This is a genomic window from Arthrobacter sp. Y3222053 (genome assembly GCF_059092805.1).
In genome coordinates this window covers 81,659-108,170 of record NZ_JBNHIA010000007.1, presented here as the reverse complement: position 1 = coordinate 108,170, position 26,512 = coordinate 81,659, and the positions used below count along the sequence as shown (strand labels likewise).

17 protein-coding genes are annotated in these 26,512 nt (G+C 69.8%); 5 read left to right on the top strand and 12 right to left on the bottom strand.

What is annotated here, in order from left to right; all coding sequences use genetic code 11:
• Nucleotide 1 precedes the first annotated feature (1 nt).
• The 3 genes from AC5RUW_RS15415 to AC5RUW_RS15405 all read right to left on the bottom strand — a co-directional run bounded on the left by AC5RUW_RS15415 (nucleotide 2) and on the right by AC5RUW_RS15405 (nucleotide 5,341).
• Nucleotides 2-2,011, bottom strand: coding sequence for a glycosyltransferase (locus AC5RUW_RS15415; protein WP_494161495.1), 2,010 nt, complete (start codon nucleotides 2,009-2,011; stop codon nucleotides 2-4).
• Complete coding sequence (gene glf / locus AC5RUW_RS15410; RefSeq protein ID WP_494161494.1) at nucleotides 2,008-3,195, bottom strand: UDP-galactopyranose mutase; 1,188 nt, start codon at nucleotides 3,193-3,195, stop codon at nucleotides 2,008-2,010. Before glf ends, AC5RUW_RS15415 begins: the two co-directional genes overlap by 4 nt.
• A gap of 91 nt (nucleotides 3,196-3,286) precedes the next feature.
• Nucleotides 3,287-5,341: an SGNH hydrolase domain-containing protein gene (locus AC5RUW_RS15405; protein WP_494161493.1), complete on the bottom strand. Its 2,055-nt coding sequence runs from the start codon at nucleotides 5,339-5,341 to the stop codon at nucleotides 3,287-3,289.
• A 176-nt stretch (nucleotides 5,342-5,517) separates the two neighbouring features.
• Between AC5RUW_RS15405 and AC5RUW_RS15400 the strand changes: the two genes are divergently transcribed.
• A complete protein-coding gene (locus AC5RUW_RS15400; protein ID WP_494161492.1) occupies nucleotides 5,518-9,531 on the top strand; it encodes an FtsK/SpoIIIE domain-containing protein in 4,014 nt (1,337 codons plus the stop codon).
• 13 nt (nucleotides 9,532-9,544) lie between these two features.
• Here AC5RUW_RS15400 and AC5RUW_RS15395 read toward each other — a convergent pair whose 3' ends face one another.
• On the bottom strand, nucleotides 9,545-9,967 hold the full coding sequence (locus tag AC5RUW_RS15395; RefSeq protein WP_494161491.1) for a hypothetical protein: 423 nt from the start codon (nucleotides 9,965-9,967) through the stop codon (nucleotides 9,545-9,547).
• Nucleotides 9,968-10,210: 243 nt separating this feature from the next.
• On the opposite strand from AC5RUW_RS15395, the gene AC5RUW_RS15390 reads away from it, so the two are divergent.
• Entirely contained in the window at nucleotides 10,211-10,459 is a 249-nt protein-coding gene (locus AC5RUW_RS15390; RefSeq protein WP_055239553.1) for a WhiB family transcriptional regulator, read from the top strand.
• Nucleotides 10,460-10,566: 107 nt separating this feature from the next.
• On the opposite strand, the gene AC5RUW_RS15385 is transcribed toward AC5RUW_RS15390, so the two are convergent.
• The 4 genes from AC5RUW_RS15385 to AC5RUW_RS15370 all read right to left on the bottom strand — a co-directional run bounded on the left by AC5RUW_RS15385 (nucleotide 10,567) and on the right by AC5RUW_RS15370 (nucleotide 18,915).
• Nucleotides 10,567-12,051, bottom strand: coding sequence for a sensor histidine kinase (locus AC5RUW_RS15385; protein WP_494161490.1), 1,485 nt, complete (start codon nucleotides 12,049-12,051; stop codon nucleotides 10,567-10,569).
• 3 nt (nucleotides 12,052-12,054) lie between these two features.
• Nucleotides 12,055-16,893: an NAD-glutamate dehydrogenase gene (locus AC5RUW_RS15380; RefSeq protein WP_494161489.1), complete on the bottom strand. Its 4,839-nt coding sequence runs from the start codon at nucleotides 16,891-16,893 to the stop codon at nucleotides 12,055-12,057.
• A gap of 85 nt (nucleotides 16,894-16,978) precedes the next feature.
• Nucleotides 16,979-18,268, bottom strand: a complete 1,290-nt coding sequence (locus tag AC5RUW_RS15375) for a nucleotide-binding protein (protein ID WP_494161488.1) — start codon at nucleotides 18,266-18,268, stop codon at nucleotides 16,979-16,981.
• Nucleotides 18,268-18,915: a CpaB family protein gene (locus AC5RUW_RS15370; RefSeq protein ID WP_494161487.1), complete on the bottom strand. Its 648-nt coding sequence runs from the start codon at nucleotides 18,913-18,915 to the stop codon at nucleotides 18,268-18,270. The genes AC5RUW_RS15375 and AC5RUW_RS15370 overlap by 1 nt, the downstream gene beginning before the upstream one ends.
• Before the next feature lie 278 nt (nucleotides 18,916-19,193).
• Here AC5RUW_RS15370 and AC5RUW_RS15365 point away from each other — a divergent pair, with 278 nt between their 5' ends.
• A complete protein-coding gene (locus tag AC5RUW_RS15365) occupies nucleotides 19,194-19,418 on the top strand; it encodes a helix-turn-helix domain-containing protein (protein ID WP_494161486.1) in 225 nt (74 codons plus the stop codon).
• Between the two features lie 12 nt (nucleotides 19,419-19,430).
• Here AC5RUW_RS15365 and AC5RUW_RS15360 read toward each other — a convergent pair whose 3' ends face one another.
• Nucleotides 19,431-19,964 (bottom strand): hypothetical protein, encoded by a 534-nt coding sequence (locus AC5RUW_RS15360; RefSeq protein WP_494161485.1) that lies wholly within the window; start codon nucleotides 19,962-19,964, stop codon nucleotides 19,431-19,433.
• A gap of 176 nt (nucleotides 19,965-20,140) precedes the next feature.
• Here AC5RUW_RS15360 and AC5RUW_RS15355 point away from each other — a divergent pair, with 176 nt between their 5' ends.
• Nucleotides 20,141-20,914 (top strand): LysM peptidoglycan-binding domain-containing protein, encoded by a 774-nt coding sequence (locus AC5RUW_RS15355; protein WP_494161484.1) that lies wholly within the window; start codon nucleotides 20,141-20,143, stop codon nucleotides 20,912-20,914.
• Between the two features lie 126 nt (nucleotides 20,915-21,040).
• The gene (locus AC5RUW_RS15350; RefSeq protein WP_494161483.1) at nucleotides 21,041-21,676 is read left to right on the top strand and encodes an Rv3235 family protein; all 636 of its coding nucleotides are present in this window, start codon (nucleotides 21,041-21,043) and stop codon (nucleotides 21,674-21,676) included.
• A gap of 4 nt (nucleotides 21,677-21,680) precedes the next feature.
• Here AC5RUW_RS15350 and secA read toward each other — a convergent pair whose 3' ends face one another.
• The 3 genes from secA to hpf form a co-directional block, all read right to left on the bottom strand.
• Nucleotides 21,681-24,428, bottom strand: coding sequence for a preprotein translocase subunit SecA (gene secA / locus AC5RUW_RS15345; RefSeq protein WP_494161482.1), 2,748 nt, complete (start codon nucleotides 24,426-24,428; stop codon nucleotides 21,681-21,683).
• Between the two features lie 92 nt (nucleotides 24,429-24,520).
• Nucleotides 24,521-25,732 (bottom strand): winged helix-turn-helix domain-containing protein, encoded by a 1,212-nt coding sequence (locus AC5RUW_RS15340; RefSeq protein WP_494161481.1) that lies wholly within the window; start codon nucleotides 25,730-25,732, stop codon nucleotides 24,521-24,523.
• A 38-nt stretch (nucleotides 25,733-25,770) separates the two neighbouring features.
• The gene (hpf, locus tag AC5RUW_RS15335; RefSeq protein ID WP_494161480.1) at nucleotides 25,771-26,490 is read right to left on the bottom strand and encodes a ribosome hibernation-promoting factor, HPF/YfiA family; all 720 of its coding nucleotides are present in this window, start codon (nucleotides 26,488-26,490) and stop codon (nucleotides 25,771-25,773) included.
• Nucleotides 26,491-26,512: the final 22 nt, after the last annotated feature.

Sequence of the window (26,512 nt, the reverse complement as noted above, 5' to 3'; positions counted from 1 at the left end):
CCTACCGGCCCGCTTCCGAGTGCTTCTCGAAGGTCTTCTTCCAGGCTTCCATGGAGGTGATCTCCGGCAGGGCCGCCCGGTAGGTCTGGCTCAGTTCCTGCCAGTCCTTCAGGATCTGCGCGTTCAGGCGTGTGCCTTCCGCCAGCAGGGCCCGGAGTTTCTTCGGGTCCCGGCGGTACCACGAGGCAGCCGTCCCGTCGGCGTTGGTGACAACGGCGCTGTCGTACTGCGACATGTGCCACCACTTGTTGTCGATGTGCGCGACCTGCGCCTCGGGCCGCTCCACGCTTTCCGTGGACACCGGCTTCACAAGCTGGCGGGTGATCGTCTTGGCTGCCCACGGCACCAGGGTCAAGTAGGAGGGCGCCTTGAAGCCCTGCCCGTGCCGCGGCGGCTTCCGGATCCCCGGACGCGGGAAGGCCTCGGGATCGGTCTGGAACTGCGCCTCGGAGTATTCCCTGCGCATGGCCTGGATCTCCGGGAGGCGGTCCGGAAGGATGTCATGCAGCTGTCCCGGTCCCCGGAGCAGGTCCTGGAGCGCCATCACCCGGCCCTTGGCGGTGAAGTACTGCATGGAGATCAGGTGCTTCACGTCGATGAAGCTGCCCTCGCGCACGACCCGGCCGCCGTGGGGGTAGGGGCTGTGCAGCAGGGCCGTGATGATCCGGTTCCGGCTGTGGAAGTAGGCCTGCCAGTCCACGGCGTCGTCCTTGTCGGCCCAGGTGATGTGCCAGACGGCCGATCCGGGCAGCGACACGGTGTTGTAGCCGGCGGCCTTGGCGCGCAGGCCGTACTCGGCGTCGTCCCACTTGATGAAGACCGGCAGGGACAGGCCGATGTTGCGGATGACTTCGGTGGGGATCAGACACATCCACCAGCCGTTGTAGTCCACGTCCACACGGCGGTGCATCCAGGCCGTGGTCCGCAGGTTGGTGCGGGCCAGGTCGTGGCCGAGGACCTGTTCCTTGAAGGGCTGCGCTGGCTGGAAGCGGTACAGGTTGACCGTCTCACCGAAGGTATGGAGCACCGAGCGGTTGTACAAGTCGAACATGTGCGCGCCCACGATGGTGGGCTTGCGGCAGTGATCCGCGAAGGTGAGCATGCGGGTGATGCTCTCCGGCTCCATGACAATGTCGTCATCGAGCAGCAGCGCGTAGTCGCTGCCGTTCTCCACTGCCTCGTACATGCCGCGCGCGAAGCCACCCGAGCCACCGAGGTTGCCCTGGTTGATGACCCGCAGCTTGCCGCCTAGCCGGGCCGCGGCTTCCGCAAACCCTTCAGCCTCGGTGAGCTTCTGCGTGCCCTGGTCCACGATCAGCACCTCGCTGACGTGTTCCAACGCTTCGGGATTGTCCCCGAGGATGCGCAGGTTGTTCAGGCAGAATTCGTTCTTGTTGAGCGTGGTGATCTCCAGGGTCACCGTGCCCGGCTTCCGGCCTTCGCCGGCGGCCAGCCAGTCTGCCCGGAGCAACGCCATCGGCTCGCTGCCCGCGACGATGTCGAACCAGTACCAGCCGCCGTCGCCGAAAGGCTTCAGGGGCAGGTCGAAGGCCAGCTCCGCTTCACCCTGAACCCGCCGGGTCTCCACGTGCTGGAGAGCTCCGCGGGCGTTGGATTTGTACACGCTGACCGCACCGGCACCGCTGGTGGAGACGCTCAGGCGCACCGATTCGAGGTTGGTCCACCGGCGCCAATAGCTGGCCGGGAAGGCGTTGAAGTAGGTGCCCAGAGACAGGCGCTGTCCCGGGCGGGCGATGGTCGAACGCCGGGAGAGAAAGTCCTCCACATGGACTTCGGCGCCCGAGGACGCCGCGGCGACCGTGGCGCTGCCTTTCGCCGACTTGGGGGTGGAGCCGTCCATGGTGTTGAACTGCGCACCCATGGCCGCGCCCGTGTCCACGTACAGCAGCGCGGTGTCCATCTGGCTCTGGTCAGGGAAGATCACCCGCTGAAGGGTGTGCCAGCCCTCCGGGGCATCCTGCGCCTTAACGTCAGCGTTCAGCGTGCTCACGCGTCCACTCCTCCGCTCTGCAGCTTTGCCCCGCCGGTGAAGTGGGGCTTGATCTTGTTGTCGAACATGGACAGCGCTGAGCCAATGGCCATGTGCATGTCCAGGTACTTGTAGGTGCCCAGGCGGCCGCCGAACAGGACGGACTTCTCGCCCTTGGCCAGGTCCCGGTAGGCAAGCAGCTTGCGACGGTCCTCCGCGGTGTTCACCGGGTAGTAGGGCTCGTCGCCCTTCTCGGCGAAACGGGAGAACTCCCGCATGATGACCGTGGCGTCCTTGGTGTAATCCCGCTCCGGGTGGAAGTGGCGGAACTCGTGGATGCGCGTGTAGGGAACGTCCTCATCCGGGTAGTTCATCACCGCGCAACCCTGGAAGTCCTCCATCGGCAGGACCTCCTCATCGAGGTCGATGGTGCGCCAGGACAGGTCGCCTTCGGCGTAGTCGAAGTACCGGTCCACCGGTCCGGTGTAGATGACGGGCACCTGGCCCAGGACCTTGCTTCGGGAAAATTCGTGGCCCTCGTCGAAGAAGTCGGTCTTCAGGTGCACCTGGATGTTCGGGTGGTCCGCCATCCGTTCGATCCATGCCGTGTAGCCGTCCACCGGCAGGCCTTCGTACTTGTCGTTGAAGTACCGGTTGTCGTAGGTGTAGCGCACGGGCAGGCGGGAGATGATCTCGGCGGGCAGGTCCTTGGGATCGGTCTGCCACTGCTTGCCGGTGTAGTACTTGATGAAGGCCTCGTACAGGGGGCGGCCGATCAGCTGGATGCCCTTGTCATTGAGGTTCGCCGGATCCGTGCCGGCCAGCTCGCCTGCCTGCTCCTGGATCAGGGCGCGTGCCTCGGCCGGGCCCATGGAGGACCGGAAGAACTGGTTGATGGTGCCCAGGTTGATGGGCATGGGGTACACCTCGCCCTTGTGGGAGGTGTACACCTTGTGCACGTAGCTGGTGAAGTCGGTGAAGCGGTTGACGTACTCCCAGACCCGCTCGTTGGAGGTGTGGAACAGGTGCGCACCGTATCGGTGGACCTCGATTCCGGTCTGCGCCTCCTTCTCGCTGTAGGCGTTTCCGCCGATGTGATGCCGGCGGTCCAGGACGGCCACCTTGAGGTCCAGCTCCTTAGCGGCGCGCTCAGCGACGGTCAGGCCAAAGAAGCCCGATCCGACGACGACGAGGTCAACGTTCACATTTTCTCCTGTTAGTTCCATACTGCCGAATCCAGTACCTACCGACTGTCAAGGTTATCGGACATCCTCCGATGCCCCTGGTGCCTGCTTGCTACCAATGGATCTCATCCTTGAAGCGACGTTCAAACTCCGGGGTCATGGTCCGCACATACTCAGCAGTGAGGTGATCGTCGTCGAGATAGATAAGAACATTCCCGATCGCCGGAGGGCATCTTCCTCCCGGACAGAGGAGATCGCTCATGTCAACATAACCCATCTGAATGTCAGCAACCCCGGCAGGGGACGCAGCGACCAAAGTCTCCTGCTGTGTCTGTGTGCACTCAGGCGCATCTGGTCCAGCTTCGTACGCACAGACACTTGGCTCGAAGGTGAACCGTGGAGTATCACGCACACCTATCAGGTCGATACCGCTATCACGCAGTACGTCAGCCGTCCGAGCGAGGCCATCAACGACCACATCGCGAGGGTCGTCCGCAAAGGAGTAAGTGGCTACCGTGAATAGTGCGTCCGGGCTTAGCTCCAGGGCATAGGCGAGTGCCTCAGTGTTGAAACGGTTGCAGTCCTCACTCTGATGCGGATGCTCCTCGCCGCTGAAAGTGCATCCGGACAACAAAATGCTGATGACCCGATAGTTGTTGCGATCGGCCATGGCGTTAACTGCCGGCAGCCAGTGTTCGGCGTGCGAACTGCCGACGACCAATATAGTCCGGTCGTAGTCCCCTTCGGGCAGCGAAGAGCTGCATTGATCGGCCAGCAGAGCGTCTGCAGGCCCGTCGGCCAGTCCCTCGCAGGAAGGTGTCTTCATAGAAGCACCTCCCCAAGTAGCCTCTCCAGGAAGCGGCAACAGGGGCGCAGCTTCGTCTGCTACGTCCTCATATCCGGGCAGCAGGGCGGCGGCGCCGGGGTTGTTGCGGTCCGCCTCCGCGGCCAGCCGCTCCGCCTGCAGCCGCAGGCCCTCCTGCCACAGGGCGACCGGCCCGGTGACCAGCGCGACGCAGACGGCGATGACCAGGGCGGACCGGCGCCGGCTCGACTCGAGCCAGCGGCTGGCGCGGAGCGGGTTTTCCACGAGCTTGGTGGTCAGCCAGGCCAGCAGGAGGGACAGTGCGATGATGGCGCTGCCGCCGACCAGGCCCACCTCCGTCCGGCCGCGCCAGATGAGGTAGATCACGAGAATCGGCCAGTGCCACAGGTACAGCGCGTAGGAGATGTCGCCGAGCCGGATCAGGGGCTGCCAGGACAGCAGGCGGTCCGCTCCGAAGCGGCTGCCGGTCTGGCCGGCAGCGATGACGAGAGCGGCGGCCAGCAGGGGCCAGAGCGCCACGAAGCCGGGGAACGCGCCCTGCACATCGATCAGGAAGCCGCACGAGAGCATCGCTGCGAGGCCGAGCCACCCCGCCGCGATCCGCACGCTCCGCGGGAGCTTCAGGAACGGCAGGGCCAGGGCCAGCAGCGTGCCGAAAGCGAACTCCCAGAGCCGGGTGCGCGTATCAAAGTACGCGTAGGACTGGTTCGAATAGGTCTCCGCGACCGAGAAGGCCAGCGAAGCCACGAACACCGAGCCGAACAGCACCAGCACCACCCGCCGGAACGGTATGTGGCCGTATTTCGCCAGCAGCGCGGCCGCGGCGAAGAGCAGCGGCCACAGGATAAACACCTGGCCCTGGACCGACAGGGACCAGAAGTGCTGCAGGGGGCTCGCTGCGCTGTTGTCCGATGCGTAGTAGTCCACGCTGAGCTCGGCGAGGGCCCAGTTCTGGTAGTAGAGGAGGGACGACCAGGCCTGGCTGAGGATCTCGGTCCACCGGTAGCGCGGGACCACCAACGCGGTTGCGGCGAGAGTGCCCAGAAGGACCACGACGACGGCGGGCAGGAGCCGCTTGAACCGGTGCAGCCAGTGCCGCCCCAGTTCCAGGGGCCGCCCCGCCTCCACCTTGCGCATGAAGGACAGGCTGAGCAGGAAGGCCGAAATCAGCAGGAAGATGTCGACGCCGCCGGACACCCGGTTGAACCAGATGTGGTAGGTCACGACCATCAGGACCGCGAGGGCGCGCAGGCCCTGGACTTCCGGACGGAAGCGGGTGCCCGAGATGGCTCCTGCCGCGGATTCAGACTGCGGCAGGGCCTGCGTTTGTTGCTGTGACACGGAGACCTTTCGACGGGAACGCGTTCTTCCCCGTTTGAAGTCTACCTGCGGCCGGGCACCCGCCCTGATCCGGCCGGTGGCGTCCGATGTCCACAGGAGGCTCGGGCATCTGTTCCCCGGCACGGGCTGCACCTACCTTGTTCCTGACGGAAAGCGGGCCGCTGACGAGGAGGAGCATGGAAATCCACGCGACGCTGGTCTGCGCTCCCGGGTGGCCGCCCCGCCCTGACGGCGGCCCTCGGAGCCTGCCGGGTCCGCGGGACATCGTGATCAACGGCTCAGGTTCCGGAGCCGAGGTGGCCGCCGCCCTGGCACGGCGCTGGGGAAAGGGACGCTTCACCGTGGGCGGCCTCCCCCTCGAGGAGCTTCGGCCAGGGCGCCCGCCGCTGGTCTCCGGTTCGGTGATCGTCGGCTCCCCGTACCGGCACCGGACTGCGGAACCGGTACCGGTCCGCCGTTGGCCTGAGCTGCCCCCGCTGTTCCTGGTCGTCGAAGAGGGCCCGGCCGCCGGCGATCTGTGGCCGCTGGTGCGGGGACGCTACCGCATCGGTCGGGCGCCGTCGGGGTTCCGCCGGCTGACGGTGGCCGACCCGGCTGTGTCCCGTGAGCATGCGGAGCTGTCCGTGGCCACGGACAGCGTCCGGGTCAGCGCGCCCCGCTCCGCCGCCGGGCCCGTCGGTCCGCACGCCCGCCTGCTGGCCTCCGGAACCGCTCTTAATGCGGGTGATTCCGTGCTGCGGCTGCTGTCCTCCGCCGACCTTCCCGAACCGGCCGCTGCGGATGACGCCGAGACGCCCCTCACGGTTCCCTTCTCCGGCAACGGTGCCGGGCCCATGGTTCTGGTCGGAGCCACGCTGGCCCTGGCGGCGGGCGTCGTCCTGGCCTCGGTAACGGGCAGCTGGCTCTTTCTGGTGTTCAGCGCCCTTTCTGCTGTGACCGCGGTCGTGGGAATTGTCCACGGCCGGCTCAAGCGGAGGCGTACCCGACGCCTGCTGCAGGACGCGGCGGCCCGGGACCTGCGCCGCCGGCAGCAGGCCTGGCCCGGGCCGGGCGCCCTGGTGCTGCGCTGCCTCGCCGAAGCCGCCCGGGCCGAGCTGCCCGGGGGCCGTCCCCCACCCGGCGGAGCGCTCCGGCCCGACGCCGCCCGCCCGGCACCGGGCCTGCCGTCCCCCGGTCCGCGGGTGCGGATCGGCCGCGGCGCCCAGCCGGCGCGGGTTGCGCTGTCCCCTGCCCCGCCGGAGCCACCGGTACAGCTGGTCGCTGATGCCCCCGTCGTCCTGGACCTTGCTCCCGGCCGCGTGGGCGTCCGCGGTGCCCGAGGCGAAGTCACTGCGTTGCTGCGCAGCATCTTGCTCCAGCTGGCGGCCGGCCCCGTTCCGGCTGCGGTCACAGCGCTCGGCCTGCCTGCGGAGACGGCGACCTCGGCACGGTTCCTCCCGGGGGTCCGGCTGCCCCCGTCCCGTTCCGGAAGCAGCCCGGCAGCGTCGCGGGACACAGCCCCCGTCCCGGACACGACGGCACCCCAGGTGCTGATCCTGGGGCCGGAGTGCCCTCCCGACGCGGCAGGACTGCCCGGACCCGTGGCCGCGGACGCCTGCGTGCTGGATTGTCGGCCGGAGGTGCAGGGGGCCAGGGTCGAGCTGGGCGCTGACGGCGCGCGCTTCCGTGACGGCCGGCAGTGGCTGTCCCTGCGGGCCGACGGACTGGGGGCCACTGCCTTCGACCGGGCCTGCCGGGCCCTCGCCGCCCGCGGCAGCCGCGCCGGCGGCAGGGCCTCGGCCGCCCTGCCCGGGGCGGTGCCGCTCGGCAGCCTGTACCGTACGGACCAGGCGGCCCTCGAGGAGGCGTGGGCCGCACCGCCGGACGGCCTGCCCGTACGCCTGGGCGTAGGTGAACACGGGCCGGTGGACCTCGATCTGGTCCACGACGGCCCGCACCTGCTGGTGGCGGGAACCACCGGGGCCGGCAAGTCCGACCTGCTGCGCGCCCTCATCACAGGGCTGGCGGCACATTCCTCCCCCGCCCGGGTGAATTTCCTGCTCGTCGATTTCAAGGGCGGCGCGGGCCTGGCCCCGCTGGCTGGCCTGCCCCATACCGTCGGGTTCCTCACGAGCCTGGGGGTAGGCAACGCCACCCGTACCCTCGTCTCCCTCCAAGCGGAGCTGCGACGCCGCGAAGCCCTCTTTGCAGCGGCCGGCTGCCCTGACCTGCCTGCCTTCAACGCGGCCGGGCACGACCGCGAGCTGCCGCGGCTGGTCGTGGTAGTGGACGAGTTCCGCGTGCTCAGCGAGGAGGTCCCGGACGCCCTCGGCGAACTGATGCGGATCGCTTCCCTCGGCCGGTCCCTGGGGCTTCACCTGGTCCTGGCGACCCAGCGCCCCCAGGGCGCCGTCTCCGCGGAGATCAGGGCCAACGTCTCCGCCGCGGTCTGCCTGCGCGTCCAGTCCGAGGCGGAATCCCGGGATGTCCTCGGCACGCCGGCCGCGGCCGGCATACCGGCTTCGGCACCGGGGCGGGGGTACCTGCGGCGGGGGGCCTCCCCACCCGAGCTCTTCCAGGCGGGATGTTTCGCGCTGCCGCAGGACCCGCCGTCCTCCGTTGCGACCTTTGCGGAATACCTGGCCGGCAGCAGGCCGCCGGCGCCCCGGGACACGGCTCCCGCCGGTGACCAGCTGGTGGCGGCCGCGGCGTCGGCGGCGGCGGCGCTCTCCCTGCCACCTGCCCGCCGTCCGGTCGCCGATCCGCTTCCGGAGCGCTGTCCCGCCGTCGTGGCAGCTGAGCCGGGCCAGGTGGCCCTGGGCGTACTTGACCTTCCCCGCCTGCAGGCGAGGGCTGAACTGCGCTGGCGTCCGGGCGACGGACACGTGGCCATGCTCGGGCTGCCCGGCAGCGGAGCCGACGAGGCTCTGGCCGCGCTGCTGGCGGGGCACCTGCACGCGTTCCCGGGCCGGCCTGCCTACCTGCTGGACGGCGACGGGTCCCTCGCCTGGGCCGCGCAGGCGCCACAGGTGGGCGCCTGGGTACGCCCGGACGATCCGGCACGTGCGGTCCGGGTGCTGCACCGGCTGGCCGGGCTGGATGCCACGCTCCTGATTTCGGGCTGGGGCGCCTGGCTGTCCCCCCTGCGCGGACTGCGCGGGGCCGACGCGGAAGAGCTGCTGGCGGATCTTGCCCGCGGAACCCGCTCGGGTCAAACGGTCCTCGCCGTTGCCGGCGGCCGCGAGCTGCCCTCCTCACGTTTCTTCGGCTTCCTGCCGAACAGGTTCTTCCTACCCGCCGGCGCCGGGCCGGAGACCCTGCTGTCCTGGCCGCCCATGCCCGGAACCGACCCGCTTCCCGGGCGGGCCTACTGCCTGGGACCGGTGGTGCGGCGCGCACAGGCTCCACTGGCCGCCGGGTTTCCGGACCGTCCGGCCTCCGGGCCGGGCCGGGCGCGGCCGGGCACGGGACGGGATCCGGACGGCGCCGTGGCCCAGCTGGCCGTGACGGATGAAGATTCTCCGCTCCCTGCTCCCCCTCCGCTGCCGCAGAATTCGGCACGGCCGGCGCGCGTTGACCCGCTGCCCCGCAGGGTGGCGGCCACGTCCCTTCCGGACGCCGGCCGCGGGAGCGACGGGACCTTGTATGTGCCGGTGGGCGTCGCCGGCGACGAGCTGGAACCGGCGGTGGTCCGGCTGCGTGCCGGAGATGCCTTCCTGGTCCTGGGTCGCGCAGGCACCGGACGCAGCAGCCTGCTGGAGCACATGCGGGTCTCGGTCGGGCAGCTGTCCGGCTGCCACGTGGCGGATGCCGCGGAGCCGCTCACCGCAGCGGCGTCGGCAGCCGAGGCGGGGCGGGAGGTGCTGATCATTGCCGACGACGCCGACAGGCTTCCTCCCGCGCGCCTGCAGCAGGTGTCGGCGCTCCTCGCAGCGGGGGCACGGGTGGTCCTGTCCGCCGCGCCGGGACCGGGACTGCCCACACGGGTTCCGCCGGCCGCCGCCGTCCGGGCCCGGCCGCTGGGTGCGCTGCTGGCGGGAACCGGCGCGCTGGAGCAGGATCTCTTCGGGTTTCGCCCCGATGCCTCCCCGGAGCCCCGGCCCGGCCGGGGGTGGCTGATCACCCCCTCGGCCGCGGTGCAGGCGCAGTTCGCGCTGCCCGGCTCTCCGGTGCCATCCCGCCGGAGGGCGGACCGGGCCCGCATTGCCTGAAGCGGGACCGGCGCTAGGGCGCCTTGGTGTCCCCGCCGCGGCGGACCGTGTAGTTCAGCACGGGCGTGCTGAAAACGAGCAGCATCACTGCGGCTGCGGGCAGCAGCATCAGCAGCCCCGGCAGGAGCAGGCCGGCCTGGAGCACCGTGACCGCCAGGACCACCATGAACAGCTGCCAGGCCAGGGCGGCGGCGCGGGTCCAGCGGTAGCCGCGGAAGAAAAAGTGGCCTACGGCCAGCAGCCAGATACCGGCCGCCGTCAGCAGCACGGTGGTGAAAATGGCTCCGCCCATGGACAGCGGAGCACTGGTCAGCAGGTTGTGGATGTACCAGCCGGCGGCCGCGAGGAGGGCCAGCGCTTCAAGCACCAGCACCGCGCTGACGAACAGGACTGCGGCAGGCCGCCGCGCCGCGGGGGCTTCTTCGGGTCTTGACACATTCGCACACTACCGGAGATAGTCGGAATGCATCGACAGTCAGGAGGCTTACAAGTTGACCGCTGTGATGCATCCCTCATGCCCAGGGGCTGATTAACGCCTCATTACCTCTTGTTTGCGTTCTTGTTACGTGACAGTCTTGAAGAGGGGAAGGGGCCGCAACCGGCCCCTTTAATTTGCAGTTGCTCGTGAATGTTTTCACAAACACTAGGAGCCAACTTTTCAGAGGAGAAAGTGATACCCATGGATTGGCGGAGCCGTGCAGCATGCCTGGACAAGGATCCCGAGCTGTTCTTCCCCGTGGGCAACACCGGTCCGGCCCTTCTTCAGATTGAGGAAGCCAAGAGCGTCTGCCGCCGTTGCCCCGTGATCGACACCTGCCTGCAGTGGGCGATTGAAACCGGACAGGACGCCGGTGTCTGGGGCGGCATGAGCGAAGATGAGCGCCGCGCGCTGAAGCGTCGCGCAGCCCGCGCCCGGCGCGCGTCCTGATACGCACCACAGACCTGCGGGCCCCGGCCCGATAAAGCATCAACGGCACGGACCGCTGCGCGCAGCGGTCCGTGCCGTTGGCGTTTGCCCGTTGGCATTTGCGTGGGTCAGTGCCGCTGGCCGGTGGGATCGATGAGCATTTCAATCCGGACTTCGGTGCCGCCGCCGCGCCGGCCGAGCCACTCGATGGTGCCGTCCAGCTCGCTCTGCACCAGGGTCCGGACGATCTGCAGGCCCAGGCCCTCGCGCCGCGGCTCCGGCGGCAGCCCCGCACCGTCGTCGGAAATGGTGACGGTAAGCCGGTCCCGGCCGCTGCCGGCCTGGTCACGGTGCGCACTCAGCCTCACCGTCCCGTTCCGCCGTCCGGCAAGTCCGTGTTCGACGGCGTTGGTCACCAGTTCGTTGATGACCAGCGCCAGCGGAGTCGCCAGCTCGCTGGGGAGGTTGCCGAAGCTGCCTTCGCGCTCGGTCCGCACCTCCTGGCCCGGCGAAGCCACTTCGGCCGCCAGCCGGAACTGCCGGTCGATGAGTTCGTCGAAGTCCACGTTCTGGGTCAGCCCCTGCGAGAGGGTTTCATGGACCAGGGCGATGGTCGAGACCCGCCGCATGGCCTGGGCCAGGCCCTGCCGGCCCTCCTCGCTCTCCATCCGCCGCGACTGCATGCGAAGCAGCGCCGCAACCGTCTGCAGGTTGTTCTTCACCCGATGGTGGATCTCCCGGATGGTGGCATCCTTGGACACCAGTTCCATCTCCCGCCGACGCAGCTCGGAGACATCCCGGCACAGCACCAGCGCGCCGAACCGCTCCTTCTCGTTGCGCAGCGGGATGGCCCGCAGGGACAGGCTGACGCCGCGCGACTCGATCTCGGTGCGCCAGGGCATCCGGCCGGTCACCACCAAGGGCAGCGTCTCGTCCACCATGCGGCGGTCCTTGAGCAGGGCCGTGGTGATTTCGGCAAGCGGCCGGCCCTCCAGAGATTCGACCTCACCGAGCCGGCGGAAGGCCGAGACGCCGTTAGGGCTGGCGTACTGGACCACACCGTCGACGTCGAGCCGGATCAGCCCGTCGCCCACCCGCGGCGCGCCGCGGCGCGAGCCGGTGGGGGTGGCGAAGTCCGGCCACAGCCCGAGCGTGCCCATCCGCAGCAGGTCGTAGGCACACTGCCGGTAGGTCAGCTCCAGCCGGGACGGCATGCGCGAACTGGACAGGTCCATGTGGGAGGTGACGACGGCGAGCGTCCGTCCGTTCCGGACGAACGGCACCGCCTCCACCCGCATGGCCGTGTCGGCGGTCCAGCTGGTCTCGCTGGAGCGCTCGATGGTCTGGCTGCGCCAGGCCTTGTCCACCAGCGGCTGCAGGTCCGACCGGATCCGCTCGCCCACGAAGTCGCTGTGGAACACCGTGTGCGAGGTCGACGGCCGGGCATGGGCCAGCGCCACGTAGCTGCCGTCCGGCAGCGGGAACCACAGGGCCAGGTCCGCGAACGCCAGGTCTGCGACCAGCTGCCAGTCCCCGACCAGCAGGTGCAGCCACTCGGCGTCTCCGGGACCGAAGTCCGCGTGGTCCTTGATCGGATCGGTAAAGATCGCCACCGGCTACCGCCGCACGATCGAGCGCAGCAGGCGAAGGGCCACCGACAGGGAGGCCATGTCGTCGCGTTCGAGGCTGTTGACCTCTTCGAACATCCGGATGGCCCGCTGCAGCCGGTCGGCGTTGCGCTCCTCCCACGCCGCGAGCCGTTCGCCCGGGTCAGTGAACCCGCCGTCCCGGCTGGCCTCGAGCGCCGCCACGGTGATGTCCGCGACGGTGGAGTACAGATCGTCGCGCAGCGCCGCCCGGGCCAAGGCCTGCCACCGGTCGCCCCGGGGCAGCTTGGTGATGCGCTCCAGCAGGTCGTCGACGCCGTAGCGGTCGTACACGGCGTAGTAGAGGGCGGCAAGCTCCCCCACCGGCGCATCGACCTGTCGACTCGCGAGGGCGATGTCCAGCAGGCTGAAGCTCTCGAACTGCTCCGCCCAGTACCGGGCCAGCCCCTCTGGCAGGTCCCATTCCCCGGCCTGCTTGCGGGCCTGCTGCACCCGCTCCAGGTCATGCCCGTGCAGGTAGTCCGCCAGGTTGGCGCGCAGCGGATCGATGAGCGGCTTGAAAGCCTGGATGTCCTCGGTGATCGAGGTGCCCCGGCTGACGTGGTTCACGAACCAGCGGACCGAACGGTCCAGCAGCCGGCGCATGTCCAGGTGGATGCGGGACCAGGTTTCGGTGGGGAAACCCGGCGGGAGGGCGGCCAGCGCATCGAGCACTTCGTCGAGTTCGTAGATCTCCCGCAGCGCCACGAAGGCCCGGGCGATCACCGATTCCTCGGCGGAGGTCTCCTCCATGACCCGGAAGGCGAAGGTGATGCCGCCGATGTTGATCATGTCGTTGGCCACCATGGTGGCGATGATTTCCCGGCGCAGCGGATGCGTATCGAGCTGGTCGCCGAAGCGTTCCACCAGCTGCCGCGGGAAGTACCGGCGCAGCGCTGACGTGAACCACGGATCGTCGGCGAGGTCCGAGGCGGTCAGAGCCCGGGTCAGCTCGATCTTGGCGTAGGCCGCCAGCACGGCCAGCTCCGGGGAGGTCAGGCCCTGGCCGCGTGAGAGCCGCTCCTGCAGCTCCTCGTCGGTGGGCAGCGCCTCCAGGCTGCGGTCGAGGTCCGCCTTCTCCTCGAGCCAGGCCATCAGCCGGCCCAGGCTGGGCGCCCACTCCACCACGCGCTGGCGGTCGTTGAGCAGCAGCATGTTCTGGTCGATGTTGTCCTGCAGGACCAGGCGGGCCACTTCGTCGGTCATCGAGTGCAGGAACCCGGCGCGTTCGGCGGGATCAAGCCGTCCGGCAGCGACCATGCGGTCCACGAAGATCTTGATGTTGACCTCATGGTCGGAGCAGTCCACACCGGCGGAGTTGTCGATGGCGTCGGTGTTGAGGATGACGCCGGCCTGCGCGGCTTCAATGCGCCCGCGCTGGGTCATGCCCAGGTTTCCGCCCTCACCGACCACCTTGACCCGCAGGTCTCGTCCGTCCACGCGGATCGCGTCGTTGGCCTTGTCTCCGACGTCGGCATGGGACTCGGTGGAGGCCTTGACGTAGGTGCCGATGCCGCCGTTGTAGAGCAGGTCGGCGTCGGCGGTCAGGATCGCCCGGAGCATTTCCGGCGGGCTGAGCCGGGTGGTGCCCTCGGGCAGGCCCAGGGCGCGGCGCACCTGCGGGGAGACCGGGATGCTCTTGGCGGTGCGCGGGTACACGCCTCCGCCCTCGCTGATCAGGGACGAGTCGTAGTCGGCCCAGGATGAACGGGGCAGCTCGAACAGCCGGCGTCGTTCAGCGTAGGAGGCCGCGGCGTCGGGATCCGGGTCCAGGAAGATGTGCCGGTGGTCGAACGCCGCGAGCAGGCGGATGTGTTCGGAGAGCAGCATGCCGTTGCCGAACACGTCGCCGCTCATGTCGCCCACGCCGACGACGGTGAAGTCCTCGGCCTGGGTGTCGACGCCGAGTTCGCTGAAGTGCTTCTTCACCGATTCCCAGGCGCCGCGGGCGGTGATGCCCATGGCCTTGTGGTCGTAGCCGACCGAGCCGCCGGAGGCGAAGGCGTCACCGAGCCAGAAGCCGTACTCGGCTGCCAGCCCGTTGGCGATGTCGGAGAACGACGCCGTGCCCTTGTCCGCGGCGACCACCAGGTAGCTGTCGTCGCCGTCGCGCCGGACAACCCGGTCCGGCACCACGACTGCCTCGCCGCCGTCGTCCGTCACGACCAGGTTGTCGGTGATGTCGAGCAGGCCGCGGATGAAGGTGCGGTAGCTGGCCTTGCCCTCCTCCATCCAGGCTGCACGGTCCTCCGCCGGGTCCGGCAGCGCCTTGGCGTAGAAACCGCCCTTGGCGCCGGTCGGGACGATCACGGCGTTCTTCACCGTCTGCGCCTTCACCAGGCCCAGGATCTCGGTGCGGAAGTCCTCCCTGCGGTCCGACCAGCGCAGGCCCCCGCGGGCGACTTCGCCGAACCGCAGGTGCACGCCCTCGACCCGCGGGGAGTAGACCCAGATCTCGTACTTGGGCCGGGGGAAGGGCGCGGCGTCGATCGCGGTGGTATTGAGCTTGAAAGAGACGTAATCGCGGTCCTGGTAGAAGTTGGTGCGCAGGGTCGCCTCGATCAGGTTCCGGAACGTGCGCAGCACCCGGTCGGCGTCGAGGGTGGGCACCTGTTCCAGGGCGGCGTCCAGCTCGGCGCGGACCCGTTCCACATGTTCGGGGCGGTCGGCCTCGGCGAGGTCGGGATTGAAGTGCGCATCGAACAGGGCCACCAGGCCGCGGGCGACGTCCGGATTGGCCAGCAGTGTGTCGGCGGTGAAGCCGTAGGAGTTGGTGGCGCCCATCTGGCGCATGTACTTGGCGTAGCTGCGCAGGATCACCACCTGCCGCCACGGCATGCCCACCCGCAGGATGAGCCGGTCAAACGAGTCCGACTCGCTGCGGCCCTGCAGCCCGGCCGCGAAGGCCTCGGCCAGCAGGCTGCCGGTGGCCCGCGGATCGATGCCGGCAGGATAGGCCAGGCCCAGATCGGAGAGGAAGAAACGGGTGCCGTCCGCCCGCTCGATCTCAAAGGGCCGCTCGTCCAGCACCTCCAGTCCCAGGTGCTCCAGGAACGGCAGGATCCTGGTCAGCGACCGCGGCTCCAGCAGATACAGCTTGACGCGGGCATCGGCGCCGGGCGCGCCGTCCTCACCGGGCTCGGGCACGTAGACGGACAGTTCCGGCCCGTCGCCGGCCGCACGGGCCTCCAGCCGGCCCAGGTCCTCCAGCGCGTCCTCGACCGTGTACGCCACCCGGTAGCTCATCGGGAAGGCTTCGGCCCACTGGGCGGCGAGCCGTGCGGCCTCCTGGGGTTCATGGTGGGCCGCCAGCACCTCCTCGATGCCTTCGGCCCACGAACGGGCGGCGACCACCAGGCGGCGCTCCAGCGCCGCGGCGTCGACCTGCGGAACTTCGGAGCCGCGGGGCAGCCGGATCCGGAAGAACAGCCGGGCAAGCGCGGATTCGGTCAGCCGCGCCTCGAATTCGATCGCCTCGGCGTTGAAGGTGGACTTCAGCTCGTCCTGGATGCGCAGCCGGACGCCGGTGTTGTAGCGGTCCCGCGGCAGGAACACCAGGGCCGACATGAACCGTCCGTAGACGTCGGGGCGCAGGAACAGCCGGGTGCGGCGGCGTTCCTGCAGGCGCAGGATGCCGCGGGCCGTTTCCAGCAGCGTGTCGACGTCGATCTGGAACAGCTCGTCACGCGGATAGGTCTCCAGGATGGAGAGCATGTCCTTGCCCGAGTGGGAATCCGCCGGGAAGCCGCAGCGGGCCATGACGGCACGGACCTTGTCCCGCACGATCGGCACGTTGCGCACCGAGCCGGTGTAGGCGCCGGTGGCGAAGAGGCCGATGAAGCGGCGCTCGCCGTTGACGTTGCCCTGGGCGTCGAAGCGCTTGATGCCGATGTAGTCGAGGTAGGCGGCTCGGTGGACGGTGGACCGGGAGTTGGCCTTGGTGATGACCAGGGCGCGGCGCTCGCGGGCCTTGGCCCGGCCCGCTTCGGTCAGTTCCTGGACCCGCTTGTCCGACTGCGCCCGCCGCAGCAGGCCCAGCCCGGTCCCGGACGCCGGCCGCAGGGCGTCCTGTCCGTCAATGTCGACCAGGTCGTATTCGCGGTAACCGAGGAAGGTGAAATTGCCGTTGTCGAGCCAGGCCAGCAGTTCCTGCGCCTGCTGCAGGTCCTCGATGCCGTGGGGATCCGCGACGGTCTTCAGGGACGCCGCCACCTCGTGGACCTTGGCACGCATGGCGCTCCAGTCCCCCACGGCGGCCCGGACGTCGTTCAGCACCTTCTGCAGTCCGTCCAGGAGTTCGGCGCGGGCGTCGTCGCTGAGCTGGGCCACCTCGACGGCGATCCAGGACTCGATCCGCGCGGCCTCGCCGACGCCTCCGAGCAGGCCGGCGATGTTCGGCAGGGCAGCGGTGTCCCCGCTCGAGACGGCGGTGGCCGCCGGAACCCGGCGGACGGCTTCGAGGCGTCCGCTCTCCCGGTCCCGCGAGGTCAGGAAGGTGGGATGGACCACCAGCTGGATGGCGGCGTTGCGCCGGACCAGCTCCGCGGTGACCGAATCCACCAGGAAAGGCATGTCGTCGGTGACGATCATGACGATGCTGGCCCCGCCCTGGTCCCAGATGTCCACGCAGGCGGTTGCCTCGGGACGGACTGCGGCCAGCTCGCGGTGGCGAAGTGCTCTTTCCTCCAGCGCCCTGGGCGGATAACCCTCGGCGTCTTCGCGGGCAAGATGCTCGTAGTAATGCCCGATGAATTCGTTCCCTGATGCGTCCGAACTGGTGAGATCCGTGGTGTGGGACCCAGTCGACATGTAAACAGCCTCCGCGATTGTCTTTCGTCCGGCCCGCTCCGTTGCGGACCGCTCCCACAGAGCCTAGCCCGCCGTGATCAAAACTTCACTTTGCCGCCGAACGCCGTCGGAACCGGCTGCGCGATCCGGCGGCGGCGCCCGCCAGCGACGCCACCGCAGTGCGCAGCTGCGAGCTTGGGGCAGCTTCAAGCAGCGTAGACCCGGCGAGCAGCGCGGCGTCGGCGGCGGCCTGATCCCAGGGCAGGAAAGCGTGGATGTTCCCGGGCGCGAAGCGTTCCCACGTCCGGCGGAGCTGGGCTTCGGGCGAGCGCCCGACGGCGGCGGCCCGGACCTTGTTCAGGACGATGAGCGGCGCCGCGGTGGGCACGGCCTCGGCAAGGTCCTCCAGTCCGCGCACCAGCCGGGGCACCCCGACGGAGTCCGCCGCGCCGACGGCAATGACCCTGTCGGCCAGTTCCAGGACCCGCAGCGTCGCGCCGTTGCGGCGGGGGGCCATCATGTCGAAGCTGGCCTCTTCGTCGGCCTCAAGGGAGAACCCGACGTCGACGACCACTTCGTCCACCATGCTCCGGGCCCTGGCCAGCAGCGCGGCCAGGGCCGCCGGGCGCACCTCGGTCCAGCGGTCGGCGCGCGGTATTCCGGTGAGCACGAGCAGCCGCCCGGTCCGTCCAAGGACCACCTCCGCGGCGATGCGCTGCAGCGCCTCGGCGTCGAGCATCCCCTGGTCGGCAAGCCGGCAGCCCTGGGCGGTTCCCGCCGCTTCGTCCAGCAGGCCCAGATGCACCGCGATGCTGCCGCCGTAGGTGTCGGCGTCAATCAGCAGCACCCGCGCGCCTGCCGCGGCCGCTTCCGCAGCGAGGTTCACGGCCACGGTGGTCCGGCCCGGCGCCCCGGCCGGCCCCCACACCGCCGTCGTCCTGGCCGGGCGCTGCTCCGGTTCGTCGGCCGCCGCCGCCGGCGCCTGCGGTCCCGAGCCGGGCCCGCCGAAGGCCGCCGCCGGGTCGGACAGCGAGCGCCCGGGGTGGGCAACGGTCTCGCTGACCGCCGCCTGTACCGCAGCGGCGAGCGCGGCGGCACCTGCGGCAGCGGAAACATGCCGCACCCCGAGGGCGTCAAGCCGCCGCTGGGCCGCCGGCGTGTCGGCCAGAACCACGAGCGCGACGCCGGACGCAGCCACCCGCTCGGCAAGGGCCGCGGTCAGGTCGGCCCCGTCGTCGGTGATCACGGCGGCCCGGGCCAGGCCCGCCTGGCAGGCGGCGATCAGCTCGGGAAGTTCCTCGCAGTGGCGGATCAGCGACAGCGATCCGTCCAGGCGTACCAGGTCGGCGACGGGCGCGGCCGCTCCGCCGCCGGCGGTGAGGACGGGGATGCTCATCAGCTGCCTGCGGGGTTCATGACGACGGTCAGCCTGGCCTGGTTCGCCATGGCCCCCAGCAGCCGGGCCATGCGGCTGTCCTCCACAAGCACGAGGAGGCGGGTCTCTCCGCCGGCGCCCAGCATGCCGGCGTCCGCTTCGGTTTCGAAGACCTCCGCCGCGACGAGCAGCTGCTCCGGCGCCAGGTAACCGTTGCGCCCATCCGGCGCCGATGCCCAGACATCCACCCGCGAGCCCGGTCCGAGGCCGGCCGGAAGGGGGTCGGTAACGGTCAGCCCCACCGGCTTGCGGTCCAGTGCCTGCGCTTTTCCGAGCGAGGCCCGGGACACCAGTTCGCCTTCGCGCAGCAGCACGCCGGCCACCGCGTCCTGAGGCACCCCCTCGGTGACGGGTAGGTAGTGCTGCTGGAGGTCGCCCAGCCGCACCGGGACGGCACGGAGGTCCTCTGCCCGTACCGGGCTTCCCGCCGGCAGGTCCGATCCCGCCGCATAGACCTCCACGGTGTTGTCGGCGGCCTCCACCAGGGCGGTCACCCCTGCGACGCTCGCGCAGACCAGCAGCAGCCCCAGCAGCAGCCTCGGGTCCTTCCACGAGGGCTTCTGCAGCCTGGACGTTCCGGCCGCGGGCGCTGCTGTCTGCACACTCATGGTTCCCCCTGTTTCCCTCCTGCGTGGTCCGCACCCGGCGCCGGCCGGTGCGGCCTGCGAGACACGCCCGGGGCGCTGGACCCCACGACGGGGTCATTGTGCGGCACGGCGGCCGGGATGGAAACGGTAGAAACACCTGCATCGTTTTCTGTGGATAACGCCCGACGGCGGACCGGGGGTGCCAGACTGGGTCTGCGAAGCGGACCCTGGCGGCCGCGGCCCTTCGGGCCCCCGGCGCCCGGCCGGAGGCATGCCCGGGCCGCAAAGGGAAAGGCACCATGGTGGCGGAAAAGCGGTTTCTCACACTCGCCGATGTCGGCGAGATCCTGAATATCTCGTCCTCCCAGACCTATGCCCTCGTCCGGTCCGGAGAGCTGCCCGCCATCCAAATCGGCGGCAGGGGCCAGTGGCGGGTGGAATCGAGCAAGCTGGAGGAGTTCATAGAGCAGGCATACCGCCGTTCCGGCGCTCCGGTCCGGGAGGCCGCCGGCCAAGATGCCTGACCGGGCGGCGGCTTAGCGCGCCCGGACCGCCGCCACGGCGGCCATGCGGACCACCAGTCCGCTCCGGCGCCCGTCGCCTCCGGCGGTGGACAGTTCGAAGAAGTCCCCGCCGACCCGTTCGAGCCGGCCGCGAAGAACCTGGCCTGCATCCGCCGCACCGTCGAGGTGGACGGCGACCTCGGCCCGCTCCCGGGACAAGCCCCGCAGGGCGGAGCCCAGGCCGAGCTCCGCGCGGCGGGCTCCACCGCTCAGCGCGTATCGGTCCAGGCCGCCGATCCAGCCCACGCACGCAAGACTGATCAGGGCCTGCCCCGCCTCCTCCTCCAGCAGGATCCAGCCGCGGCCGATGTGCCGCAGGACCCCTGAGAAACCGACGCCGGCGGCCCGGACGTCCAGGGTCCTGCCCAGCTGGCCGCCAAGCCGCCCGACGAGGTTGAGGTCAGCGTATTCATTGCGGGTCCGCTCAGCTGCCTCCGCTTCGATGCCCGCCTGCCCGGCAGCCGCCAGCTGTGATTCCAGGTCCGCAAACAAGGCACTCCAGCGCATCGGGCAAGGCTATCTTCCACATACCCGGCCCACCACCCTAGACGGACCCGGCCTGCCCCTGTAGACACCCACCAAAGCACATCAAACGACATCAAACGGCAACACACGCACCGTATGGAACTGCCCACCCCGGGTTCGGCCACGAACCGGCTCGGATCACTGACCAGAGGAGCGTCATGGGACGGCACACTCCCCCGCCCGGCCCGGGCATCCGCCCCGCGGACCCGGCGCTCGCCGCAGCCCTCGCCGCCCTGGGCACGCTGCTCTTCCTGGCCGGCCGGTTCCTTGCCCCTGCCGCCGGTGCGGCGCTGCGGAGCGGCTCTCCGGGCTCACTGGAGGCCCTGGCAGGCACCGCGGCCGCCGCCGTGGGACTGGGCCTGCTGACCTGGCTGGCTGCGGGCTTCGCGCTCGGGCTCCTGGGCGCCCTTCTGATGCGCGCCGGCCGGACCGCGGGTGCCTACACAGCATCCCGGTTCAGCCCCGCCTTCCTGCGCCGGCTGGCCGCCGGCGTCGTCGGCGTACAGCTGCTTGCCGGGGCGGCCCCTTCGGCTGCCCTGCCTGCGCCCGCGGTCTCCTCGGCCGCTGCGCCGGCAACCGCGGGCCTCGACCGCCGGGACGGGCAAGGCCCCGACGAGGCGAGCGTCAACCCTGTGCAGGAGCCGCCCACTCTGCTGTGGCAGCCCGGCCGCCCGGTCGACTCGCCGGGCCTGCTGGCCCGTCCCGGGTCCGGCACCGGCGAAACCGGCGAGACCGGCACGGTGGCGGTCCGGTCCGGGGACAGTCTGTGGACCCTCGCGGCGGATCAGCTGGGGCCGCTGGCCACCGACGTCGAAATCGCCCGCCAGTGGCCCCGCTGGTACGACCTCAACCGGCATGTCATCGGGCCGGACCCGGACCTGCTGCTGCCGGGCCAGCTGCTCACCGTTCCACCGCCGGACCCCGGGCCCTGAGGAACGGACTGCAGACCTGCTTCGCCGCTCCGGCCCCACTCCACGGGTGCCGGCCGCGCATCTTCGACCGCAACCGACCGGCAGCTGACCAAGCCGCAGCGCCCCCAGGAAAGGACCGGGAATCCCATGGCCATCGTCATCACCCTTCCCCAGCCCGGAGACAGGCAGCAACTGGCCCAGGCCAGCGGTGCTCCCCGCCCCCTGCCTCCGGCGCTCTCCGAGGCGGTACCGGCGGGTGCGGCGGCCCTGCCTCCCCTGCAGCTGCTGCCGCCGTATCCCGCGCCGGCGCCTGCGCCGGAACCCCCGGTCCCCGGCGGGGACGGCGCCGCCGGAAACGGGAACTGGAGGAGCGACCCGGACGACGACGAACGCGTATCCGTCATCGCCCGCAGCGTCGCACAGGCAGCCCTGGAAGTGCTCGCCGGCACCCGCCCGCTCCAGCAGATGGCGCGCTGGCTGGGCCCCGAAAACTACGAGCGGATGCAGCTGCGCACCTCCATGACGCTGCGGCGCCGCGCTGCGGAGGACCGCCGACGCGCGGCTGCCGGAACCGGGGACCGGGCCCGGCGCGGGGTCTGCATCCGATCGTTCCGGATCTGCCCCGTCGCTGAAGGCAAGTATGAGGCCTGCGTGGTCGCGTTCGAACAGTCCGGAGGCACTGCAGGACCTGCAGGCCGAACGGAAGCCAGAGGCCGCGCCATCGCCCTGAGGATCGAGCTGCGGCGCGGCCTCTGGAAGGTCACGGAACTGGAGATCGGCTGAAGCGCTACTTCCGGCGCTTGGATTTCCGGCCGGCTGCCCCGGGCTTGCCGCTGCGCCGGCCGGGCGCAGCCGGGGCCGTCCCTTCGGCAGGAGCCTGCCGCTCCACCCGGGTCTGCACGCCGCCCTGGCTGTCTGGGGCGGTGAACTGCAGGCTGGCGGGCCGTGCGGGTTCCTCCAGGCCGGCGGCCTTGATGGTCGGGGCGCCGACGATGCCGCGGGCGTCCTTGACACCGTCCAGCGACGGCGCCGGTTCGGCCACCTGTACCTCGACGTTGAAGAGCGTGGTGATGGTCTCCTCGCGGATGGCCTCCATCATGGCCTGGAACATCACGAAGCCCTCCCGCTGGTATTCGACCAGCGGATCGCGCTGGGCCATCGCCCGCAGGCCGATGCCCTCCTTGAGGTAGTCCATCTCGTAGAGGTGTTCCTGCCACTTGCGCCCGATGACGGACAGCACGACCCGGCGTTCGAGTTCGCGCATCGTCGCGGCGCCGAGAGTGTCCTCGCGGTTCTGGTAGGCCAGCCGCGCATCGGACAGCAGCTCCTCCTTCAGGAACTCGCGTGTCAGGCTGGAGATGCCGCCGGCCTCTTCGATGATCTCGTCGGCCTCCAGGCCCACCGGGTAGATGCTCCGCAGGTTCTTCCAGAGCAGTTCGAAGTCCCAGTCGTCCGCGTGGCCCTCGGCGGTGGCGGCGTCGATCACGGAGGTGATCACGTCTTCGAGGAAGAAGCCGATCTTCTCCTGCAGGTCGTCGCCCTCCAGGATGCGGCGGCGGTCACCGTAGATGGCCTCGCGCTGGCGGTTGAGGACGTCGTCGTACTTCAGCACGTTCTTGCGCTGCTCGGCGTTGCGGGACTCCACCTGGCCCTGGGCGTTCTGGATCGCCTTCGAGACCATCTTGGATTCCAGCGCCACGTCGTCGGGCATGGAGGAGCTGTTCATGATCCGCTCGGCCGCACCGGAGTTGAACAGGCGCATCAGGTCGTCCGTCAGCGAGAGGTAGAACCGGGACTCGCCGGGATCGCCCTGGCGGCCGGAACGGCCGCGCAGCTGGTTGTCGATCCGGCGGGACTCATGGCGCTCGGTGCCCAGCACGTACAGGCCGCCGAGCTCGATGACCTCCTGCTGCTCGGCGGCGACCGCCTGGCGGGCCTTCTCCAGCGCCTCGGGCCACGCCGCCTCATAGGACTCCGGATCCTGCGCCGGGTCCAGGCCGCGCCGCTCCAGCTCGGCCACCGCGTTGAACTCGGCGTTGCCGCCGAGCATGATGTCGGTGCCGCGGCCGGCCATGTTGGTGGCCACGGTGACCGCGCCCCTGCGGCCGGCCTGCGCGACGATGGCGGCCTCACGGGCATGGTTCTTCGCGTTGAGGACCTCGTGGCGGATGCCGGCCTTGGCCAGCTGCTTGGAGAGGTATTCGCTCTTCTCGACGCTGGTCGTGCCCACCAGCACCGGCTGCCCCGCCGCGTGCCGTTCGGCGATGTCCTTGACCACGGCGTCGAACTTGGCGACTTCGTTCTTGTAGATCAGGTCCGGCTGGTCGATACGCGCCATCGGCCGGTTGGTCGGAATGGGCACCACGCCGAGCTTGTAGGTGCCCATGAACTCGGCGGCCTCGGTTTCGGCGGTGCCGGTCATGCCGGCGAGCTTTTCGTAGAGCCGGAAGTAGTTCTGCAGCGTGACCGTCGCCAGTGTCTGGTTCTCGGCCTTGATCTGCACCCCTTCCTTGGCTTCGATCGCCTGGTGCATGCCTTCGTTGTACCGCCGGCCGGCCAGGATGCGGCCGGTGTGTTCGTCGACGATCATGACTTCGCCGTTGAGCACGACGTAGTCCTTGTCCCGCTTGAACAGTTCCTTGGCCTTGATCGCGTTGTTCAGGAACCCGATCAGCGGAGTGTTCGAGGACTCGTACAGGTTGCTGATGCCGAGGTAGTCCTCGACCTTTTCGATGCCCGGCTCCAGCACGCCCACGGTGCGCTTCTTCTCGTCGACCTCGTAGTCACGGTCGCGTTCGAGGCGCTGGACCACCTTGGAGAACTCGGTGTACCACCGGTTGACGTCTCCGCCCGCGGCTCCGGAGATGATCAGCGGGGTACGGGCCTCGTCGATCAGGATGGAGTCGACCTCGTCGACGATCGCGAAGTTGTGCCCGCGCTGAACCAGCTCCTTGGCGCTCCAGGCCATGTTGTCGCGCAGGTAGTCAAAGCCGAACTCGTTGTTCGTGCCGTAGGTGATGTCGGCGGCGTACTGCTCGCGCCGGACGGCCGGATCCTGGTTCGAGAGGATGCAGCCGCAGCTCATGCCCAGGAAGCGGTAGACACGCCCCATCAGGTCGGACTGGTACTCGGCCAGGTAGTCGTTGACGGTCACCACATGCACGCCCTTGCCGGTCAGGGCGTTCAGGTAGGCGGGGGCGGTGGCGACCAGGGTCTTGCCTTCACCTGTCTTCATCTCGGCGATGTTGCCCAGGTGCAGGGCTGCGCCGCCCATGAGCTGGACGTCGAAGTGCCGCAGGCCGAGGGTGCGGGAGGCGGCCTCACGGACGGCGGCGAACGCTTCAGGCAGCAGGTCGTCGAGCGACTCACCCTCCTGGTACCGGGCGCGCAGGCGGTCGGTCTCGCCGCGCAGCTCCTCGTCGCTCATTGCCTTGAACTCGTCCTCGAGCAGGTTGATCGCGTCGGCGTAGTTGCGCAGGGTCTTCAGTGTCTTCTTGTCGCCGGTGCGAAGAACTCGTTCGAGTAGTGATGCCACCTGATCTGCTCCCAATGTCTTGTTGCCCGTGCTGGCGAACCCCAGTCTACGTGAGGGACGCACAGCGGCCCGCCGGTGTTCCCGAGGTCGTTTTATTCCCGGTCAACTGCCAGCTTGAGGGGGTCGGCGAGGTTTCCCGCCGGTCTTACCATAACCCCCGCCAGGCCCAGCCAGTCCGCCATCCGGGCCAGTTCCCCGGCCAGCTCGACGGCGGTGCCGGCCGGGGCGTCCGGCTCGGCGTGGGCGGCCTGCACCAGCAGCACACCGGCGGCCCGGTCGGCCTTAAGGTCCACGCGGGCCGCGAACTGTTCGCCGAGCAGGAACGGCAGCACGTAGTAGCCGTAGCGGCGTGCCGCGGGCGGGGTGTAGACCTCCAGGCGGTAGCGGAAGCCGAACAGCGCTTCGAGCCGCCTGCGTTCGAACACCATGGAGTCGAAGGGACTGAGCAGGGCCTGCCCGACGGCGCGGCGGGGCCGGGGCGAGCCCGGATGCAGGAAGACCGTGTCCGCCCATCCCGGCACCCGGACCTTCTCGAGTTCTCCGCTGCGGACGAGCCGCTCGGCGGCGGCGGCCGTGTCCCGGACCGGGAGCCGGAAGTAATCGGCCAGGCCCGTGGCGGTGGCAACGCCGAGCGCCTCGGCGGCGTGGGCGGTGAGCCGCTGCAGGGCCTCGGCGGGGTCGGCCTCGGCGTGGGCAGCCTCGCCCAGGGGGTGCACGGCCGCGGTCGGAGCGTACAGCCGTTCGAACTGGAGGGTGCGGCCTGCCGCACCCAGCTGCCCGGAGGCAAACAAGTCCTCCAGCACGCGTTTGACGAGGTTCCAGTTCCAGCCCCACCCGGCGGGCTCCGACGTCGGGCCGTATCCCAGTTCGGCGCTGACCTGCCGGGAGGTCAGGGGCGGGCCCGATTCGAGCAGCGCCGTGATCTTGCCGGCGACCTCCTCGACCAGTCCCGGATCGAGCCGGGCGGCGGTGGGCCAGGTCCGCCGCTGCCAGGCGCGCAGGTCCGCGAAGAGGTCGGGCCGGACGTAGCTGGCTTCATGCGCCCAGTACTCGACCATGCGCCGCGGCCCATGGGAGGCCATCCGGTCCAGGATCGAGGTGTCGTACGGGCCCAGCCGGGAGAACAGGGGCAGGTAGTGGCTGCGGGCCAGCACGTTCATGGAGTCGATCTGCAGCAGCCGAAGCTGCTCAAAGGTACGGCCCGCCCGCCCGGCGGTAACCGGGCGGGCGGGCCGCTGCCGCGCCAGTCCCTGTGCTCCGAGGGCTATCCTGCGGGCCTGCCGGAGGTTCAGGGCTGGAATCATTGGACCATCGTAGTGCCGGCGTCGCTGCCGGCGCCGGATCAGCCCTCAGCGGCGGGAGCGGTCACCTGCTCCCGGTAGCCGCGCATCTCCTCCTTCAGCTCCTCGACGCCCTCGGCGCACTTGGAATCAAGGGTGATGACGCCGTAGGTCCAGCCGCGGCGGCGGTAGACCACCGACGGTGCACCGGTGGCGGAATCGACGAAGAGGTAGAAGTCGTGGCCGACCAGCTCCATGTTGTCCACGGCGTCGTCAAGGCTCATGGGGGCACCCGGGAAGACCTTGCGGCGGATGAGGACGGGGCAGTCGCCGGCGGCCGACTCGGTGTCACCTTCCGGCTGGGCGGCCTCCGCCTCCTCGGATGAGCGGGCCGCGGTCTCGTACAGCGGGGCAGTGGTGTCCGCTGCTTCAAGGGAAGCGGTGGCGGCGTACACGGGTACCGGCGTCTGCCGGCCGTAGTGGACCTTCCGCCGGTCGGCGGCGCGGCGGAGGCGTTCCATCAGCTTGCCGTAGGCAATGTCGAAGGCCGCGAACTTGTCCGCAGAGTGCGCTTCGGCGCGGACCACCGGGCCGCGCCCGATGACGGTGAGCTCGACGGTGAGGGCCCTGTCGGCCTCGCGGGCGTTGGGATCCTTGGTCACCCGCGCATCAACGCGCTGGACCTTGTCCCCGAGCTGCTCCACTTTTCCGATTTTCTCTTCGGCGTACTCGCGGAACCGCTCCGATACGGCAACATTGCGGCCGCTGATCATGAATTCCATGGTGCCCTCCAATGGTTTCGGT

Excerpts from the sequence above, each read along its gene's own strand:
- AC5RUW_RS15400 (WP_494161492.1), top strand. The coding sequence starts at position 5,518 with ATGGAAATCCACGCGACGCTGGTCTGCGCTCCCGGGTGGCCGCCCCGC.
- AC5RUW_RS15375 (WP_494161488.1), bottom strand. The coding sequence starts at position 18,268 with ATGAGCATCCCCGTCCTCACCGCCGGCGGCGGAGCGGCCGCGCCCGTC.
- AC5RUW_RS15380 (WP_494161489.1), bottom strand. The coding sequence starts at position 16,893 with ATGTCGACTGGGTCCCACACCACGGATCTCACCAGTTCGGACGCATCA.
- AC5RUW_RS15390 (WP_055239553.1), top strand. The coding sequence starts at position 10,211 with ATGGATTGGCGGAGCCGTGCAGCATGCCTGGACAAGGATCCCGAGCTG.
- hpf (WP_494161480.1), bottom strand. The coding sequence starts at position 26,490 with ATGGAATTCATGATCAGCGGCCGCAATGTTGCCGTATCGGAGCGGTTC.
- AC5RUW_RS15360 (WP_494161485.1), bottom strand. The coding sequence starts at position 19,964 with ATGCGCTGGAGTGCCTTGTTTGCGGACCTGGAATCACAGCTGGCGGCT.
- AC5RUW_RS15340 (WP_494161481.1), bottom strand. The coding sequence starts at position 25,732 with ATGATTCCAGCCCTGAACCTCCGGCAGGCCCGCAGGATAGCCCTCGGA.
- AC5RUW_RS15355 (WP_494161484.1), top strand. The coding sequence starts at position 20,141 with ATGGGACGGCACACTCCCCCGCCCGGCCCGGGCATCCGCCCCGCGGAC.
- AC5RUW_RS15365 (WP_494161486.1), top strand. The coding sequence starts at position 19,194 with ATGGTGGCGGAAAAGCGGTTTCTCACACTCGCCGATGTCGGCGAGATC.
- AC5RUW_RS15350 (WP_494161483.1), top strand. The coding sequence starts at position 21,041 with ATGGCCATCGTCATCACCCTTCCCCAGCCCGGAGACAGGCAGCAACTG.
- AC5RUW_RS15370 (WP_494161487.1), bottom strand. The coding sequence starts at position 18,915 with ATGAGTGTGCAGACAGCAGCGCCCGCGGCCGGAACGTCCAGGCTGCAG.